Here is an 18180-nt window from a genome sequence, read left to right as displayed (position 1 = left end):
GGATCGCAGGCGTGAGATAGCAGCCTGCGAGAGGTGGAACGCGCCCGCGCGCAGTCTGCGAACTCACCGCGCTTGCGCCATATTCGGCATTGTAAAAAAGGGGGTTGACATTTACCCCACCCCCCCCCGCATAATGCATTCCGAACAATGCGTTCGGCTCTTTCATCTTCACGCTCCACGGATGTGGAGGCGGGGGCGGGGAGCGGACGCAGGGAGCGCCCGAGAAGTTGGCACTCTCAAGCACGAAGCACTGGGGCACGCACAGCCCAGAGGAGAGCGAGCATGTCGACGCAGAAGCAGTGGAAGCCGGTGATACCGGGGTTTGATCATCTATTGCACGGGGGCGACTACAACCCCGACCAGTGGCTGCACGAGCCGCAGGTGATCGCTGAGGATTTCCGGATGATGCCCCTGGCCGGATACAACATCGTATCCATCGGAATTTTCGCGTGGGTGAGCTTGGAACCGGAGGAGGGAAAATACACGTTCGGTTGGTTGGACGACATCATGGACCGCGTGGCCAAGGCCGGCATGAAGGCGGCGCTGGCCACGCCCTCAGGAGCGAAGCCGACGTGGATGTCCGAAAAGTATCCCGAGATCCGCCGCATCGACGTCAACGGTGTACGGGAACTTTCCGGTTTTCGCCACAACCATTGTTATACCTCTCCCGTGTACCGCGAGAAGGTGGCGGCGATCAACGGGCAGTTGGCGAAGCGCTATGCCAAACATCCCGCGCTCGGCATCTGGCACCTGTCCAACGAGTACAACGGGGAATGTCATTGTCCATACTGCTACGAAGCTTTCCGCGTCTGGCTCAAACGCAAGTACGGGACACTCGACGCGTTGAACGCGGCGTGGTGGACGGCGTTCTGGAGCCACACGATCACCGATTGGAGCCAGATCCGCGCCTATGACTGGTCGCTCGACGGACTCATGCTCGACTGGCGGCGGTTCGTGACGCACCAGACTACGGATTTCATGCGGCACGAGATCGCCGCTGTGCGGAAGTTCACGCCGCATGTTCCCGTGACCACGAACATGATGGGCACCTACCACCGCCTGGATTACTCGGTGCTGGCCGACCATGTGGACGTGATCGCCAACGACTCCTATCCCAACTACGGAGACTCAGAAGACCTGTGGCACCAAGCGGGATGGATATCGTTCAACCATGATGTGCAAAGAGGGTTGCGCCATGGCCAGCCTTTTATCCAGATGGAGTGCTCGCCCTCCAGCACCAACTGGTCGACGTTTGCCCAGCTCAAGCGGCCGGGCGTACACCGCCTGGAGGCGTTGGCGGCGGTGGCGCATGGCGCCGATGGCGTTATGTACTTCCAGTGGCGGAAGGGACTCGGCGGCTTCGAGAAGAACCACGGTGCGGTGGTTGACCATGTGGGCACCGCTGAGACACGGGTCTTTCACGATGTCGCCGAGGTGGGTGCCATTCTCAATAAGCTGCAGTCGGTTCGCGGCTCGATTGTGAAATCCGATGTGGCGATCATCCACGACTGGAACGCGCGCTGGGCGTTGGAATACACGGCTGGGCCGGGACCAACTGGCGATCGCGATTGCTGCGGCGTGATCTGCTCGCACTACCGCTCCTTCTGGAAAATGGGCATCAACGTGGACCTCATCCGGCCGGATGAGGACGTGAGCCGTTACCGGTTGGTCGTCGTGCCGATGCTGTATCTGGTGAGCGAAGGCCTAGCCGCGCGTTTGCGGACGTTTGTCGAGAATGGCGGGACGCTGGTCATGACGTATCTGTCGGCGGTGGTGGACGACACCAATCGCTGCCACCGGGATGGCTGGCCCGGACTGGGACTTCGCGAGTTGTTCGGAATTTGGGCCGAGGAGATTGACCATCTAACCGAGAAGGACGCGCAGACGCTCAAGGCGCGCGTCGGCAACAGCCTCGGCTTAAAGGGCGCGTTCAAGGCGCACACGTTCTGCGATCTCATTCACGCCGAAGGCGCCGAAGTCATGGCCTCCTATGGCGGCCAGTTCTACAAAAATACCCCGGCGGTGACGATGCACCGGCAGGGCAAGGGCAAGGCCATCTACATCGGGGCCAAGACCGATGAAGACTTCCTGGACGCGCTCTACGGCGCCGTCACCACGACGCTCGGCATCCGGTCTGCGGTGCCCGGCCGGATCCCGGAGGGGGTCCTGGTCCGGACCCGGACGGACGGCGAGACCACCTGGACATTCGTGCTGAACTTCCGGAGGACGCCCCAGACCGTGGAGATGGGCCAAGGCCGCCACCGCGACCTGATCACCGGCAAGGCCGTGGGCGAAAGCCTGCGGCTGCCGGGTTACGGGAGCGTGGTCCTGACGAGCCGGGAGCGATGACGCCGGTTGGCTACTGACGAAAGGAACAGCGACACCGATGAACAACAGGGAACGAACAGCAGCCATTTTGCATGATCAATCGTATGATCGGATGCCGGTCGTGCATTTCGGCTATTGGCCCGAGACGCTGGAGAAGTGGGTGTGCGAAGGACACCTGCGCGAGGAGGAGATACGCGGTTGGGGCGACGGCAATTCTGTGGACATCGCCCTGAACGCCAGGCTGGGGTTCGACTTCGGTTGGCAGTGCATGTCGTACATGAATTGCGGCCTCACCCCGGAGTTTGAGAGCAAGGTGGTGGCGGAGTTTCCGGACGGCACGAAGCATGTCCGGGGTGGGGATGGCGTGACGTACTTGAGCAAGCCCGGTGCGGGGTCTATCCCGGCGCATGTGGATTACCTACTGAAGGATCGGGCGGCCTGGGAGGAGCACTACAAGCATCGCTACCAGTGGAGTGAGCAGCGTGTGGACCTGGCGGTGCTGGCGAAACAGCGCGCCGCTGCGTCGCGCGAAAACCCCTATGGGTTGCATTGCGGCAGCTTGTACGGGAGTATTCGGAATGTTCTGACCGTGGAAGGCTCCTGCTATCTGCTGGCGGATGACGAAGCGCTCTTTACCGAGATCATCGATGCCAACGCCGATCTCTGCTATCGGAACGTGCAGGTTGCTTTGAAGTCCGGCGTCGCCTTCGATTTCATCCACTTCTGGGAGGATATCTGTTTCAAGAACGGGCCGCTGATCACGCCGTCGGTGTTCGAGGAGAAGGTAGGCCCCCACTACAAGCGCATCACGGATCTGGCGCGCGCACACGGGATCGATATCTGTTCGGTCGACTGTGATGGCATGATCGACGCCCTGATTCCGACCTGGATCAAGAACGGCGTCAACACGATGTTTCCCATCGAGGTGGGCACCTGGGGCGCGAGCATTCGTCCGTGGCGTGAAAAATATGGAAAGGAATTGCGCGGCGTCGGAGGGATGAACAAGACGGTGTTTGCGCATGACCGGGCCGCTGTGGACGCCGAGATCGAGCGGCTCAAGCCGTTGGTCGCGCTTGGCGGGTACATCCCATGCCCCGACCATCGCATTGCCCCGGATGCCCAATGGGATAACGTCCGGTATTACTGCGACCGGATGCGGTACGCATTTGGATGAGTGACTTCGTTTAGTGTACCCAGTGTCAGGGTGTGGGTGAATGAGCGCGGCCCGCGCCAAATAAACGACGAGACAGCGTGCCGATATCAAGGGAGTCTGGAGTATGAAGACCTGCGCGGGAATGAAGGTGTTTCCGACTGACCGACTTGGCATGCGCTCACACACGCTCTGCTGACGGATGGAGGCGGCGTGTGCGGCTATTCAAACACGAGGTTTCTCATGGTTCTCTACAGTGACACGCGATTTTCCACGATCGCATTCGGTATGCAGCAACTCTGCGCAGCCCTTGAGCGGCGGGGCTGCTTTCATGTTGTCCGTCCGCTTGATGCGTATGCGGGCGAGACCCTCGAGCGTGCGATTGTGGTGTCCTGCGAAAAGGCCATACGCCGACCGCTCCCTGAGGACTGCTCCGCAGAGGGATTCGAGATAACCACCGAGGCGCGAACGACGTTCCTGACAGGACGTGATGCGGTCGGCGCCATGTACGCGCTGTTCGACTGCGCCGAAACGATCGAGCTGTTCGGCCTCGACGCGCTAGCGCCCAAATCGGGCCGTCCGTTTCATCCCATGCGCGGCGTCAAGTTTAACCTCCCCTTTGAGCCCTATGACACCGGCGATCCGTTCGAAAAGAATGTCGAGACCTGCATGTCCATCGCGTTCTGGCGCGACTACATAGACCGGTTGGCGCTCAACCGGTACAACTGCCTGAGCCTGTGGTCTGAACATCCGTTCCACATGATGTTCCGGCTGGTGAAATATCCGGAGACCTGCCCGTATGGCGACACCGAGCTGCAGCGGTACATGGATGTGTATGCGTTCATTTTTCGTCATGCGCGCGACCGTGGTATCCAGACCTACCTGATCACCTGGAACATTCGCATCATGCCTGGTGTGGCCCGTGGCCTCGGACTGCCTGAACAGCTGGGCGACATGAACGATCAGTACGACATCGTACACGACGACAGTAACCGTCTGCCCAATACCATCCGAACCGCCTACCAATCGATTCAGCATCAGAACATCATCAAGGATTATTTCATCGAGTGCCTTAAAACCCTGCTGTTGACTTACCGTGATCTGACGGGCATCGGAACAACGGCCAGCGAAGAGATGGTCGGCGACATCCACGTGCGCCACACGTGGGTTGCCGAAGTGTACGCCGAAGCGGTAAGACAATCGGGCCGCACTGTGCCCTTTATTCATCGGACCAATTGCGGCAATGCGGCAGTCACTAAACAGGTCTTTTTCGACATTTACCCTGGCACCGAGAAATACATTTCGTGGAAGTATTCCAACGCGCACATGTATTCCCACCCCTTGCCCCAGTTCGAAAAGCTGTGGAAAGCGTGGGACAACATTGCGATTGGCACAGACATCAAGGCCATCTATACGGTCCGCAACGACGATATTCACACCCTGCGCTGGGGTGATCCGTCTTATATTCGAGCCTACATGCACGGCATGCGAAAGCCCTACGTTCACGGCTACTATTGGGGAGCCGACGGCTACCTGTGGGGCCGGGACTTTCAGCACGCGCCGCACTCGCACGCAACGTGGACCTGGGACTTTGAAAAACACTGGTTTCAGTTCCAGCTTCTGGGCCGCCTCGGCTATGATCCCGAAACGCCGGATGCGGTATGGAAAGCCACCTTTGCTCGCAAGCTGGGCGCGCAGTGGGGGCCGCTGTTTTACGATGGGCAGGTGGCGGCATCCCGAATCATTCCGGCCGTCAACCGCCTGTTCTGGATCAACTACGACTTTGAATGGCATCCCGAAAGTCTTCTGTCCGCAACCGGCTTCAAGACGATTCTTGACTTTGTCAACGGCAAACCCATGCCCGCCATCGGCACGCTCGGTATCCGGGATTTTGCTCAAATGGAATGTGACGGCACCATGACGGAAGACGAGACGCCGCTGGACATTATCAGGATTCTCGACGAAAGCAGTGCGGCAGTAGCCTCTGCCGCCGTCGCGCTTCGCAACAGCATCCCAAGGGAATATCTGGGAGGCGAAATCGTCTGTACGCTGCTGGATCTCGAAGCCTGGCAGAATTTGGGACGCTACTATGTCAACAAGTTCCGCGCGGCGCTCGATTTGGCGCGCTTCGATCTGTCGGGCAAAGCAGAACATAAACGCGCGGCTATCGCTTCGCTGCAGGAGGGCGTGACGGCGTGGAAAGAACTCGCGCGCATCGGTGCGCTGCACTATCTGCCGTATACACTGGTGCGGTCGAAACGGATGTTCGGCTGGTCGTTGTGGACGGATGCCGTCGAGCAGGACATCGTGCTGGCGGAGCACTACCGAGACCCCCCCTCTTCCCGACCGCCAGAAGCGTGATCGCGCGTGGCCTCAGTCGGGCGCGCGGCGCACGCGCGGCGATCGAGGATACAGTCGGTATTCAATCAGTCATCAGCAAATAAGAATAGGAGACACAATGGCACTCACTCCGGACACCACCACCATCGGATTTGTCGGCATCGGCGTTATGGGAAAAAGCATGGCGGGGCACCTGCTCAAGGCAGGCTATCCGGTGCATGTTTATAATCGCACCCAGGCAAAAGCCGAAGACCTGATCGCCGCAGGCGCGCAGTGGCAGGATTCTCCGTCCGCACTCGCGCAACGCTGCAATTGCATCATCACCATTGTGGGGTTTCCCCGGGATGTTGAGGACATCTATCTGGGAGCTGCGGGGATCATCAACCAAGCCCATGCCGGATCGGTGTTGATCGACATGACGACATCGAAGCCCTCGCTTGCCCGCACGATCTTTACAGAAGCGAAAAAGAAGGGACTCGCGGCGCTTGATGCGCCGGTCTCGGGCGGGGATCTTGGCGCGCGCGAAGCGCGCTTGTCGATCATGGTTGGCGGGGAGCCGTCCGATTTTGAGGCCGCACTTCCGGTGTTCCAGGTCATGGGGAAGAACGTGGTGCTCCAGGGTCCGGCCGGCAGCGGGCAGCATACCAAGATGGCCAACCAGATCGCCATTGCGGCAAACATGATGGGCGTCTGCGAAGCCCTCGCATATGCAAAAAAAGCCGGACTGGATCAGGAAACGGTGCTTAAAAGCATCAGCGGTGGTGCAGCCGGAAGTTGGTCGCTGACCAACCTGGCGCCGCGCATCATTGCCGGCAACTATGATCCGGGATTCTATGTCAAACACTTCATCAAGGACATGGGCATTGCGCTTGAATCTGCCGCCGAGATGAAGTTGGAGACCCCGAGTCTGTCGCTGGCCAAATCGCTCTACGAAAGACTCGCTGCACAGGGCGGAAACGACTTGGGCACACAGGGTTTGTACAAGCTATTCAGCTAGCCGATCCGGGTACTCTATGGGGTCTATTGCCATGAGATCCTGGTACGTACTCTTGACGGGGCTGACGAGAGCGTGTACGCTGAACGCATGGGCACGATCAGCAAAAACACGCCTGATGAGGCGGCTCGCGGGGCCGCCTCCCCCCCGTCTCCGGTTCCTCCGGGCCCGGCTCCGACGCCGGATCGCTACATCCGCCAGATCGCCGTTCCGTGCTTTGGGGCGGCCGGGCAGGAGGCGCTTGCGGGGCTTACGGTCGCCATGGTCGGCTGCGGCGCGCTCGGTTCGATGCAGGCCGAGCTGCTCGTCCGCATGGGCGTCGGCACGCTGCGTTTGGCCGATGGCGACACCGTCGCGGCGATGAACCTGCACCGGCAGATCCAGTTCACCGAGGCCGATGCCGCCGCCGCGCGCAACAAGGCGGAGGCCGCCGCCGCGCGTCTTCGCACGCTCAACGGTGCCTGCCGCATCGAGGCCGTGCCCGCCTTTGTCACCCCCGCGACGATTGGGGCCTTCATCTGCGGCGCCGGGTTGATTCTGGACGCGACGGACAGCGTGCCGACCCGCTACCTGATCAACGACGCGGCCGTCGCCGCCGGGATTCCGTGGATCTACTGCGGCGTTTCGGGAACGGCCGGCCAGATCCTCGCCGTGGTTCCCGGGATCGGCCCCTGCCTCCGCTGCCTCTTTCCCGAACCGCCTGCACCGGAGAGTGTCCCTTCCGCTATTCGAGGCGGCATTCTGCCGGTTGCCGTCTCGGCGCTGGTCTCGCTCCAAATCAGCGCCGCGATCCGGTTGATCATCGGAACCCTGCCGGCAGGCCGGCTGATCCGGTTCGATGTCTGGGAACCGGCGTTGCGGATCGTCCGCGTCGAGCGTGATCCCGCCTGTCCCTGCTGCTCCGGCAGGAGAGCGAGCCGCTGATGTCTGCGACCTGGGCCGAACGGATCCCGCTGGCCGTCTTTGTCGCGGCGTACCTGTCGTTTGTGTTCAAGCCGAACCTGCGCGCCTGGGCTGCCTGTGCCGCCGCGATCGCGCTGCTGATCCTGGGTTGGGCGGGTGCCATTCCGTGGAGCCAGTCGCTGGGCGAGGTGATCCAATGGAACGTCCTCGCGCTGATGGCGGGGATGATGGTCATCGCGCACGTCTTCGAGCAGTCGCGCATTCCGGCCGTGCTGGCCGAAATGCTGGTTGACCGCTCCCCCGACGCGCGATGGGCGTTCATCTGGATCACCGCGCTCATCTCAGTCTTGTCGATGTTTCTCGACAACGTGAGCTGCGTGCTGCTCATCGCGCCGGTGGCGTTGAGCTTGGCGCGCAAGCTCGGTGCCAATCCGGTGCGGCCGGTCATCTGCCTCGCCGTCGCCGCGAACCTTCAGGGCGCCGCCACCCTGATCGGCGACCCCCCGTCCATGCTTCTGGCGGGCCACATGAAGCTGAGTTTCAACGACTTCTTTTTTTATCAGGGCAAGCCCTCCATGTTCTGGGTGATGCAGGCCGGGGCGCTCGCCTCGGGGGCCGTGGTGTTCTGGGTGTTGCGCGCGTTCCACAGGCCGAACGAGCTGGTGGCCTGCGAGAGGGCCCGTTCGTGGACGCCGCTGTGGCTGATCGTGTGCCTGGTGGCGGTGCTGGCTGCGGCCTCCTCGTTTGATCCCGGTTTCGTCTGGTTCGCGGGGAGCGCCTCGCTGGTCTTTGCGGCCGTCGCAGCGCTGTGGGCGGTGAAGCGCGCGCGGTGGTGCGGCGTGCGGGCGCTGCTGACGGCGGTGGATTTCACCACGCTGTTCTTCCTGATGGGGATGTTTGTGCTGGTGGAGGGGCTCGACGAGGCGCGGTGGATGGAGCGGATCGCGTCGGCGCTCCATGCGCTGGTGGGCGGCAGCCTGTTCGGCGCGTTTGCGGCGCTGGTGGTCTTCTCGGTCCTGGTCTCGGCGGTCGTCGACAACGTCCCCTTCCTCCTGGCCATGCTGCCGGTGGTCGGCACGCTGGCGCGTCAGTTCTCCCCGGCCGACGCCCCGGACGGGAAGCTGCCGCTGCTGATGTTTGCCCTGCTCGCCGGCGCCTGCCTGGGCGGCAACATCACCCCGATCGGCGCCTCGGCCAACGTCGTGGCCATGGGGATCCTGCGCAAGGCGGGGCATCCCGTTTCCTTCCCCGGCTTCATGCGCATCGGCGTCCCCTTCACGCTCGCGGCGCTGCTCGCTGGCGCGGGCCTGATCTGGCTGGTGTGGGCGTAGGCGGCGGTCAGGCGGGCGCGGGGGCCTTGACGGCGGCGGGCAGGGCGCCGCTGAGCAGCGTCGTCAGGATGTTGTCCTGGGTGACGATCCCTTTGACGGCGCCGGACGCGGGATCGCGCACGATGGCCAAGGTCTGGCGGTGCCGCCGCAGCAGCGGGAGCACGTCGTCGGCGTGGAGATCGGCGTTGACGAAGAACGGGGGAATCATGTGATCCCGGGCCACGCCGGAGGGGTTGGGCGAGCCGCCTGTGAGCACCTCGAAGGTGTCGAGGATGCCGAGGCAGGCGCGGGTTTCGGGGTCGATGACCGGCAGCCGGATGTGCCCCGCGCCACGCACCCGTTCGAGGCAGGCGGCGAGCGGGTCGTCGGGGGCGGCGGCGACCACGCGGCTGATCGGCGTCATGATCTGCTCCGTGGTCTTGAGCTGCAAGTCGAGGACCTGTTTGATCATCAGCCGTTCGAACGCGGTTATTTCGCCGCCATCCTCGCTGCCCTGCGCCAGCGTCTGGATATGCTCGCGGGTGACAAACGGGCCTTGCTCCTTCTTTTGAGGGATCATCAGGCGGGTCACCGAGACGGCGATGAAGGAGAGCGGGTAGAGCAGGGTTTCAACGACGCGTAGCAGGGGGGCGAAGCGGATGCAGCGCTGGATGGGCCGGCTGGTAAACCAGACTTTGGGGAAGTACTCGCAGAAGACCAGAATCACGAGAGCAAGCAGTACACTCGTGGCGGACTGTCCGATCGGACCCCACACGCGGGCGCTCAAACTGCCGCACAGCGTTGAGACAACCACGTTGCACAAATTATTGCCCACCAGGGTCGTCCCAAAAAGACGCTGGGTGTCAAGCAGGTACCCCTCGAGCAGCTTGGCGCGATGTGATCCGCTCCGCACGATATGGAGCAAGCGATGTCGATTCAGCGAGATGATGCCGGTTTCGATGCCGGAGAAGAACCAGCTTCCGAAAAGGACCAGCGGGATCAGCATGAATTCTATGGGCATGGGCACAATCATGCGTCGGGGTCCTCATCAAGATAAGACCGATCCGTTCCGTCCAAGTCTGCCGGGAGGGATGAGCGCAGCACGTCGAGCATGACCTGATCGATGCGTCGCTTACGCATGCGCAACACCCGGACGCGGCACCCCTGGGCCTGGACCGTCTCGCCCACGCGCAGCAGCGCGCCGGCATGGAAGGTGCACCAGCCGGAGATGCGATTGGCATCATCCGCGTCCAGATTCAGATCGAGTTCGTGATTGATCGCCTCGAGGCTGGTTTTGCCGTCAACGATCCAGCTCGATTCACCGGACGGGCGAATGGCCTGCACGTCGTCCGGGAGGCCGGACTCGTCGCCGCCGGTCATCAGTTCGAGGATGTCGCCGCGGGTGACCAGCCCGGCGGTCCCGCCGTACTCGTCGAGCACGCAGGCGATCGTTGCGTGGCTCCGCTGGAAGGTGATCAGAAGGTCGTCCAGCGCGATGTTGTCGGGCACGAAAAGGGCGGGTGTGACATGCCGGCGCAGTTGGTGTTCGGGGTCGATCAGGTAACGGGTGACATCGAGAAACCCCTCGATCGCGTCCAGCGTGCGGTTGTAGACGGGCAACTGGCGGAAATGCGCCGAGCGCGCGGTCTGCATGTGGGTTTCGGGGGGGTCGTGCAGGTCAATGCCGAGGGTGTCGACGCGGGGGGTCATCACGTCGCTCGCCTGCAACTCGGAGAGCCGGAGGATGCCGTCGACCATGACCTGCTCGTCCTTGTCGATGGCTCCTTGTTCGGCGCTCACCTCGACCAGGGTCATCAGCTCCTCGTCGTTCAGCGAATTGCGCTCGGGCGTCAGGGTTTTGTGAAACCGTCGGGTGATCGCGACGAGCAGCCGGTCGATCGGGGCGAAGAGGAACTGCAGGCGTTCGATCCAGATGCTGACGGATGGGGCGAGGCGTTCGGCCCAGAGGATGGCGATCCGTTTCGGGGTGATTTCGCCGAAGAGCAGCAGCAGGAGGGTCATGATCGGAATAGCGACCGCCTCGTCCCAGCCCGGTGCCACGAGTTGGCTGATGAGCGCATAGCCGAGGCTGGCGATGGCGACATTGACCAGGGTGTTGCCGATCAGGATGGTCGAGAGGGTGCGGGGGGGATTGGCGAGCAGCGTGGCGACACGGACGCCCGCCTTGCGGTCACGGTCACGGATCCGCTGCACCTGAATCGGGTTCAAGGAGAACAGGACGGTTTCACTCGCGGAGAAAAACGCCGAGAAACCGAGCAACACCGTCAAGGTGGCCAGTCCGATAATCAGGAGATACGTGCTCATGGGAGGATGAGGCGGTCCACGTACAGCCGTGTACGGTGCCCGCTGCCCATCATTTCAACCTCCATGTCACGGATCATCCAACGCTCGTTCATTTTCTTGACGCTCTGGACCCACATCTTGCGCACCGGCTCGCCCTGGGGGTCAAGCTGTTCGACCTGCATGAGGAAGCCGAGTTTGCGGTCGATCCACATCCTGACGGCGGCACAGCCGGGGATCGGCATCGGAGGCGTGGCGACGATGATGTCGCAGGTGCGGCCCTTGGCGTCTCCCTCGCCATCCAGGCGCACGTCGGGCCACCACAAAAAATCCATCGTCAGATCGAGCCACGTCAGATCGGTGCCCCCGACCCGCCCGGCGAGCGAGGGCGGTTCGGCCGGCGCCAGATCCGGGCCGCTGAAAAAAGCGAGGGAGGCGCTCCGTCCGTCCCGCGTCATGACCACGCGCTGGACGGCCGTGGTGGACCCGGGGGCGAACAGGGTCACCGCGGCGATGGCGGGAGTCGCGCCCCACTCCAGCTCCAGGCGGTAGGCGTTTTCGGACAGGATGAAGCCGCGCTGGCGGCGGACGGTGAGGGTGCCGGCAAGCTCCATCTTTTCACGCGGGAGGTTGGCGGTGCAGGCGCTGAGAATGGCAGACGCCTGACGGCGGGACGCCGCATCCGTATCCGGCGACCCGGTCGCGTCTGCTGCGCCCACCGATCCCACGCACACGGCCAGCAGCCCGAGCACGTATCTCCAGCACCCCTTCATGAAAACACCCTTTCGCTCGCACGTCCCACCCGATTCACTTTGCATCGACCGGACTGTTATACCACAGGCTGGCGGAAAAGACAACCCTGCGAAAATCGCGCGAAAGCGGTTGATTCTTTTGGCAGATTGTGTCATAGTTCGCACTGCATGGCAGCCCGCGCATGAAAGACCCCCTTATGAGACTGGCCCAGAAGACAAACGGAGGAGCCGCAAACGGCGACCGAAATCACCCCGCGCCTCAGGGTGTGAATGGCGGTCATTCCCTCGATTTGGCCGATCCCTGCCGCACCTGCGCCACGGGCAAGTCCGGTTACCGGCACGACCACAAGTCGCTCTACCGGCAGTTGCTGGCCGGACTTTATGATGCCGTTCTGATCACCGACCCCAACGGGTATGTGATCGACACAAACCCCCGGGTGGAGGAATTCTTCAGGTACAAGGCCTCGGAAACGTGGGACATCATGGTCGGCGAATTGATCGTGGGGGTGAACGGCCCCCTTCTGGAGCGGGTGCGCAAGGGGCTCGGCGAGGGGCGCTTCATTCTTCTGGATGCCAAGTGCGTGCGCAAGGACGGCACCACCTTTGCGGGCGAGGTGTCGATCAGCTCGATCGAACTGGTGAACGGGGGAGATCTGGTGTTCGCTGTGCGCAATGTGGACCGCCGCAAAAACGCCTGGCAGAAGCTCAAGAGCAGGCAGCATGCGTGGATGAATGCGCTGGCGGCCGGCGTGATCGGCGATCCGGATGGGCTGATCTGCGGCATCAACCGCGCAGCCCTCAAGCTCTGGGGCTATGCCGGTGAGGAGGATCTGATCGGCAAGCCGATCGAAAAGCTCTGGGTGGATGTCGAGACCGCCGCCCGTGCGGTGGCGGCGGCGCAGTCCGGCGCATCCTGGTCCGGGCCGATGCAGGCGGCCACGCGGGACGGGTGCGCGGTGCAGGTGCAAGCGTCGTTTGATTCCGAGGTCGGTGCGTGCGACGGTGTGGCGGGTATCGTGTGTTCGGCTTTGCCGCAGGTGTCCCCTTAGGAGTCGTATGTCCGAAGCCCTCTCACACGAACAGCGCGACTTGGTTGTATCCGCGCCGGACGCCGCGCTCACCCTTCAGGCGTTCATCAGCAAACGGATGTCGCTGTCCCGGCGCGCGGCCAAGGCGTTGATCGACACGCGGGCGGTCTGGGTGAACCGGAAGCGGGTCTGGATGGCACACCATGCGCTCCATTCCGGAGACCGGGTGCAGGTGCCGGTCTACGCCGACACCACGAACCGGGTGAAGGTCCAGAAACTGCGGGTTCTGGTGAGCGACGACGATTATCTGGTGATTGACAAGCCCTCCGGGGTGATGTCGGTCGGCGAGGACAGCGTCGAGGAACGGTTGCGCCAGCAGGAGGGCGCTCCGGCGTTGTGCGCCGTGCACCGGTTGGATCGCGATACCACGGGCTGCCTCGTGTTTGCGCGCCGCCCCGAGGCGCTGGCCGCCGCCGTCTCCGAGTTCAAGAAGCGTCACGTGCGAAAATCCTACAACGCCATCGTGTCTGGCCGGTACGCGCAGAGCCGCTCCACCGTTAGCGATGATGTGGACGAAGCGCGGGCGGTGACGCACATCCGGTTGCTGGCCGTGAACGAAGACGCCAGCTATCTCGCGTTACGCATCGAGACGGGACGGACGCACCAGATTCGCAAGCATCTGGCGGCGATCCGCCACCCGATCCTGGGCGACCGAGAATACGGCCCGAAATTCGCCCGGGACCCCCGGATCGTCGCGATTCCCCGCCAGATGCTTCATGCCACCGAGGTGGAAATGCCGCACCCCTTCAAAAAGGGCGAGACGTTTCGGGCGCACAGTCCGCTGCCAGCCGATTTCCGGCGCTGTCTGCGGACGTTCAAGCTCTAGGGCAAACGCCGGGGAAAGACGCCGCTTGCAAGAATCCAGAAATCAGGTATCTTTAACCGCGCATGTGAAAGGCCTGGCTTGGCGCGTGGCTGTCTGAGAAGGGCGATCCAGTATGCAGAAGATTGAATGGGATAAATTGGGTTTCAAATACATGGATACCCGGTGCCATGTTCGTTACGAGTGGCGCAAGGGGAAATGGAATGCGGGCGAGCTGGTCAACGACCCCCACATCTCGCTGCACATCGCGGCTTCGTGCATGCACTACGGGCAGGCGTCGTTCGAGGGATTGAAGGCGTTCCGATGCAAGGACGGCGCGATCCGGATGTTCCGGCCGCAGGCCAACGCGGCGCGGATGGCCGCCTCAGCTCGGCGGATCTGCATGGCTGCGCCCTCCGAGGAGCTCTTTCTGGAAGCCTGTGCGCGGGCCGTCCAGGCGAATGCCGACTATGTGCCGCCCTACGGCACGGGCGGCTCGCTGTATATCCGGCCGCTGCTGATCGGCTCCGGCTTGCAGATCGGCGTTGCGCCCGCCGATGCGTACACGTTCATCGTCATGGTGATTCCGGTGGGGGCTTACTATACGGGGGCGCTCAAGCCGGTGCGGGCGATCGTCTTTGATGATCACGACCGGGCTGCACCTCTGGGCGTGGGCGACGTGAAGGTGGCCGGCAACTATGCGGCCAGCCTTTTGGCGCACGAAAGGGCCAAGAGCCTGGGGTATCCGGTGGAGCTGTATCTGGATGCACGGGAGCACGCTTACGTCGAAGAGTTCGCTACATCGAACTTCATCGCCATTACGAAGGACGGCCGCTACGTGACGCCGAATTCTCATTCGGTCCTGCCGAGCGTGACCAACAACACGTTGCAGCAGCTCGCCCAGACGATGGGCATGCCGGTGGAGCGGCGCGTGATACGCTTCGATGAAATATCAGATTTTGCCGAGGTGGGCGCGTGCGGAACAGCGGTGGTGGTGACGCCGGTCTGGCAGATCGTCCGGGGAGACCAGACGATCACCATCGGGACCGAGACGGCCAGCGGACCGGTGTTGCAGAAGCTGTACAACCACGTGCAGGGGATTCAGTACGGCGATCTGCCCGATACGCACGGATGGTGCCTCCGCGTCGAGGAGTAGATCACTCCGGTTCCGCTGTCTCCTTGAGCGCATGCTTCTTGACCAGACGCTGGAGATAGGCGCGTTCGATGCCGGCTTCGCGCGCCGAGCGTGAGATGTTGTGGTTGTTGCGCGCGAGCAGCTCTTGGAGATAGCCCCTCTCAAAGTGATCGATGATGTCGTTCTTGGCGTCCTTAAACGGCTTGTCGGCGGCCATCGGCGCTTCGGCCGGGACGGGGCTGCGGTTGGTGCGGAGGTTGCCGAGGCTGAGGAAGGCCGAGAGTTCGACCGGGCGGTGTTCGCTGTAGAAGGCCACCTCGATCAGGTTGCGCAGCTCGCGCACGTTTCCCGGCCAGTCGTGGCGCTTGAGCACGTCCAGGCCCCGATCAAAGTTGGCCACGTCCTTCATCGCGTCGGGGCCGTGGAGGTCGGTGAGAAACTTCCGCACCAGAAGGGCGATGTCATCCTTGCGGCGGCGCAGAGGAGGGAGCTCCATCTGGACGACCGAGAGACGGTAGTAGAGATCCTCACGGAACCGCCCCTCGTTGACCTCGTGGGCGAGATTGCGGTTGGTCGCGCAGATGATCCGCACGTTGATCTTGTTCGTCTTGTTGCAGCCCACGCGGCGAATTTCGCGCTTCTCCAGGACGCGCAGAAGCTTGGGCTGAAGATCGGGCAAGAGGTCGCCAATCTCATCGAGAAAGATCGTGCCGCCGTCCGCCGCCTCAAAGGCGCCCATGCGATCCGCGTTCGCGCCGGTGAACGCGCCCTTCACATGGCCGAACAGCTCGCTTTCGATCAGATCCTTGGCCATGGCGGCGCAGTCGATCACGATGAAGGGCTTCTTGCAGCGGGGGCTGTGAAGGTGAATCTCTTCCGCGAGAACCTCCTTGCCCGTGCCGGTCTCGCCGGTGATCATGATGGTGGCGTCGGTCGGCGCATAGGTCTCGGCGAGATAAAAAACGCGGCGCATGGCGACTGAGCGGCCCAGCGCCTTGCCAAAGGATTCGTGTCTGCTGAGTGGAATGTCGGACGCCTCCTGCAACGGACAGAAGATCAGCCGGGTCTTGCCGATCTGGATCTCCGCGCCGGGCGCGAGACAGGCGGAGGTGACGGTGACCCCCTGAACGATCGTGCCGTTAGTCGAGCCGAGGTCGCGAATGTGGTAGCCGCCCTGATCCACGGAAATTTCGCAATGCCGCTTTGAAATGGTCGAGTCCTCTAACGCGAGATCGTTGTGCTCGCCCAAACCGATGGTGAAAACTTCCTTGTTCACCACGAATTCCTGGCCCTGAAGGGGGCCGCTGACGACCAGCAGCTTGGTCTTGCGCACACGCAAAGAGCCCGGATCCTGGTCGCGGCTCAGCACCAGTGTTTGCGACTGCGACTGCGACTGTGATTGATTGGTGCGGGTACTCGACATGGTGTATTCATCTTAACGCACGCATACGGGCGTGTACAGTTCAAAGTGGCCGATTTTTTGTTGTGACAAGCGGCGCGTAACATGCCATCATAACCGTTCAACCCGCAACCCACCCATGACTGTGATCACCGCCATCGGCCTGCTCTCGCCGCTCGGCCTCGATTCCGCCGAGACCGCCGCCGCGCTCCGCGAAGGCGTCCCGGCCGCGCTGCCGTCGGAAACCTTCCGGCGCCCCGACGGATCGCCCTGGCTGACCGCCGAAGTGCCGCCGTTCGCGGTGGCCGACTATCTCACCCCCAAGGCGTTTCTCGACCGCAACAGCGCGCTTTTTCTCGCCGCCTGCGCGAGCGCCCTGCGTGCGGGCGGGATGGACCCCCGGACGCTTCCGTATGGGCGCGCGGGGCTTGTCGCCGCGACGGTGTGGGGCGGACTCGACACGCTCGACCTGTTCTGGGCCGACTACCGCAACAAAGGACCCCGACTCGTCAGGCCGCTGCTCTTTCCGCATACCTATGCCAACACGGCCGTGAGTCTCGCCGCCATGGAATGGGCGCTGACCGGCGAGCACATCAACATCGTCAGCGATCGCACGGCTGCGGGCCAGGCCATGTGTGAAGCGGCGGCGCTGATCCGGGAGGGCCGGGCCGATGTCATGCTCGCCGGGGGCGTCGAGGCCCTCGGGCTGTCGTTGCTCCGCGCGCTCGCCGAGGTTGAACCGCTGGCCGCCGGCGCCAGCGCGCCACGCCTTTTCTCCCATGCAACCGGTGTCGTGCCCTCGGAGGCGGGGGTTGTTGTGCTTCTGGAGGATGATGCCGCCGCCCGTGCGCGCGGCGCGGCGCCCCTGGCACGGGTTTGCGCCGCCGCCTGCGCCGCCACGGCCGAAGAGGCTTTGGAGCGCGCCCTCGACCAGGCGTCCATCCCCGCTCAGACAGTCGGATTCGTCGTGGTTTCGGCGAATGGATCGGCCGCCGATGCGCGCGAGGCCGCGGCGGTGCGCAGCGTGTTTGGCCGACGCCCCCCTCCGGTTACGGCGCCGCTGGGGCTCTGCGGTGACCTGCAGGGCGCAACCGCCGCCTTTCTGGCCGCCTGTGCCGTCCTGATGGCCCGCGGCGGTTTTCTCGCGCCCATCCCCGAGCAACCGCCGTGCGACGGTCTCGACTGTGTGATTGGCGCTGCCCGCCCCTGCCCGCCCGGCCCCGCCGTGATCCTCACCACATCCGACTCCAACGCCGTCGCGCTCATTCTGGATGTCGCTACGCGATGCGCGTGAGGTGAACATCGCCCGACAGGATCGCCACGGTTCCCCCATCCGCTTGCTTCAGCAGCAGGGCGCCCTCCGGTCCAAGCCCCGTCACGCGACCCGAGACGACGCCGCCCGCCTGCTCCACCGTCACGTCGCGGCCATCCAGGGCGTGCCGCGTCAGAAACGCCGGGTGCAACGCGCCAAAACCCTCTCGCAGCCATGTCTCGTACAGCGGCTCGAAAACCCCGAATAATTCGGCCACGAAGCGCGCCCGCGCAATGACCGTGCCCGATTCCAGCGCGAGTGAGGTGGCGCGTGGCGCCAGTTCGGCGGGAAATGTCGTCTGGTTGAGGTTGACGCCGATCCCGCAAACGACCCGCCTGATCCGGCCAGCCTCGGCCTCCATCTCAC

At 63.1% G+C, this 18180-nt stretch carries 15 protein-coding genes; 10 read left to right on the top strand and 5 right to left on the bottom strand.

What is annotated here, in order from left to right; translation table 11 throughout:
- The first annotated feature begins 282 nt into the window (after positions 1–282).
- The 6 genes from FJ222_08375 to FJ222_08350 all read left to right on the top strand — a co-directional run bounded on the left by FJ222_08375 (position 283) and on the right by FJ222_08350 (position 9046).
- The gene (locus FJ222_08375) at positions 283–2349 is read left to right on the top strand and encodes a beta-galactosidase (GenBank protein MBM4164441.1); all 2067 of its coding nucleotides are present in this window, start codon (positions 283–285) and stop codon (positions 2347–2349) included.
- 37 nt (positions 2350–2386) lie between these two features.
- A complete protein-coding gene (locus FJ222_08370; protein ID MBM4164440.1) occupies positions 2387–3502 on the top strand; it encodes a hypothetical protein in 1116 nt (371 codons plus the stop codon).
- A 480-nt stretch (positions 3503–3982) separates the two neighbouring features.
- Entirely contained in the window at positions 3983–5839 is a 1857-nt protein-coding gene (locus tag FJ222_08365) for a hypothetical protein (protein ID MBM4164439.1), read from the top strand.
- Positions 5840–5936: 97 nt separating this feature from the next.
- On the top strand, positions 5937–6815 hold the full coding sequence (locus FJ222_08360; GenBank protein MBM4164438.1) for an NAD(P)-dependent oxidoreductase: 879 nt from the start codon (positions 5937–5939) through the stop codon (positions 6813–6815).
- A gap of 72 nt (positions 6816–6887) precedes the next feature.
- On the top strand, positions 6888–7736 hold the full coding sequence (locus FJ222_08355) for a HesA/MoeB/ThiF family protein (protein MBM4164437.1): 849 nt from the start codon (positions 6888–6890) through the stop codon (positions 7734–7736).
- Positions 7736–9046 (top strand): TRAP transporter large permease subunit, encoded by a 1311-nt coding sequence (locus FJ222_08350; GenBank protein ID MBM4164436.1) that lies wholly within the window; start codon positions 7736–7738, stop codon positions 9044–9046. Before FJ222_08355 ends, FJ222_08350 begins: the two co-directional genes overlap by 1 nt.
- Before the next feature lie 7 nt (positions 9047–9053).
- On the opposite strand, the gene FJ222_08345 is transcribed toward FJ222_08350, so the two are convergent.
- Genes FJ222_08345 through FJ222_08335 form a run of 3 tightly spaced genes read right to left on the bottom strand, consistent with a single transcriptional unit; the run spans position 9054 to position 12234 of the window.
- On the bottom strand, positions 9054–10058 hold the full coding sequence (locus FJ222_08345) for a DUF21 domain-containing protein (GenBank protein ID MBM4164435.1): 1005 nt from the start codon (positions 10056–10058) through the stop codon (positions 9054–9056).
- Positions 10055–11350, bottom strand: coding sequence for an HlyC/CorC family transporter (locus FJ222_08340; GenBank protein ID MBM4164434.1), 1296 nt, complete (start codon positions 11348–11350; stop codon positions 10055–10057). Before FJ222_08340 ends, FJ222_08345 begins: the two co-directional genes overlap by 4 nt.
- Positions 11347–12234, bottom strand: a complete 888-nt coding sequence (locus tag FJ222_08335; GenBank protein MBM4164433.1) for an outer membrane lipoprotein-sorting protein — start codon at positions 12232–12234, stop codon at positions 11347–11349. The genes FJ222_08340 and FJ222_08335 overlap by 4 nt, the downstream gene beginning before the upstream one ends.
- A gap of 26 nt (positions 12235–12260) precedes the next feature.
- Between FJ222_08335 and FJ222_08330 the strand changes: the two genes are divergently transcribed.
- The 3 genes from FJ222_08330 to FJ222_08320 all read left to right on the top strand — a co-directional run bounded on the left by FJ222_08330 (position 12261) and on the right by FJ222_08320 (position 15124).
- Positions 12261–13127: a PAS domain S-box protein gene (locus tag FJ222_08330; protein MBM4164432.1), complete on the top strand. Its 867-nt coding sequence runs from the start codon at positions 12261–12263 to the stop codon at positions 13125–13127.
- Positions 12943–13992: an RluA family pseudouridine synthase gene (locus FJ222_08325; GenBank protein ID MBM4164431.1), complete on the top strand. Its 1050-nt coding sequence runs from the start codon at positions 12943–12945 to the stop codon at positions 13990–13992. Before FJ222_08330 ends, FJ222_08325 begins: the two co-directional genes overlap by 185 nt.
- A gap of 112 nt (positions 13993–14104) precedes the next feature.
- Complete coding sequence (locus tag FJ222_08320; GenBank protein MBM4164430.1) at positions 14105–15124, top strand: branched-chain amino acid aminotransferase; 1020 nt, start codon at positions 14105–14107, stop codon at positions 15122–15124.
- Position 15125: 1 nt separating this feature from the next.
- Here the strand turns inward: FJ222_08320 and FJ222_08315 are convergent, their stop codons facing one another.
- Positions 15126–16526 (bottom strand): FHA domain-containing protein, encoded by a 1401-nt coding sequence (locus FJ222_08315; protein MBM4164429.1) that lies wholly within the window; start codon positions 16524–16526, stop codon positions 15126–15128.
- A gap of 115 nt (positions 16527–16641) precedes the next feature.
- Here FJ222_08315 and FJ222_08310 point away from each other — a divergent pair, with 115 nt between their 5' ends.
- Positions 16642–17796 carry a hypothetical protein gene (locus tag FJ222_08310; protein MBM4164428.1) on the top strand — a complete coding sequence of 385 codons (1155 nt, stop codon included), beginning with the start codon at positions 16642–16644 and terminating at the stop codon, positions 17794–17796.
- Here the strand turns inward: FJ222_08310 and FJ222_08305 are convergent.
- A partial coding sequence (locus tag FJ222_08305; protein MBM4164427.1) for a biotin--[acetyl-CoA-carboxylase] ligase occupies positions 17780–18180 on the bottom strand: 401 nt, incomplete at its 5' end. The two genes, FJ222_08310 and FJ222_08305, sit on opposite strands and share 17 nt — an antisense overlap.

The sequence above is a fragment of the Lentisphaerota bacterium genome, assembly GCA_016873675.1.
Classification (GTDB): Bacteria; Verrucomicrobiota; Kiritimatiellia; order RFP12; family JAAYNR01; genus VGWG01.
The sequence above is the reverse complement of the archived record's forward strand: the minus strand, read 5'-3'. Positions and strand labels throughout refer to the sequence as shown.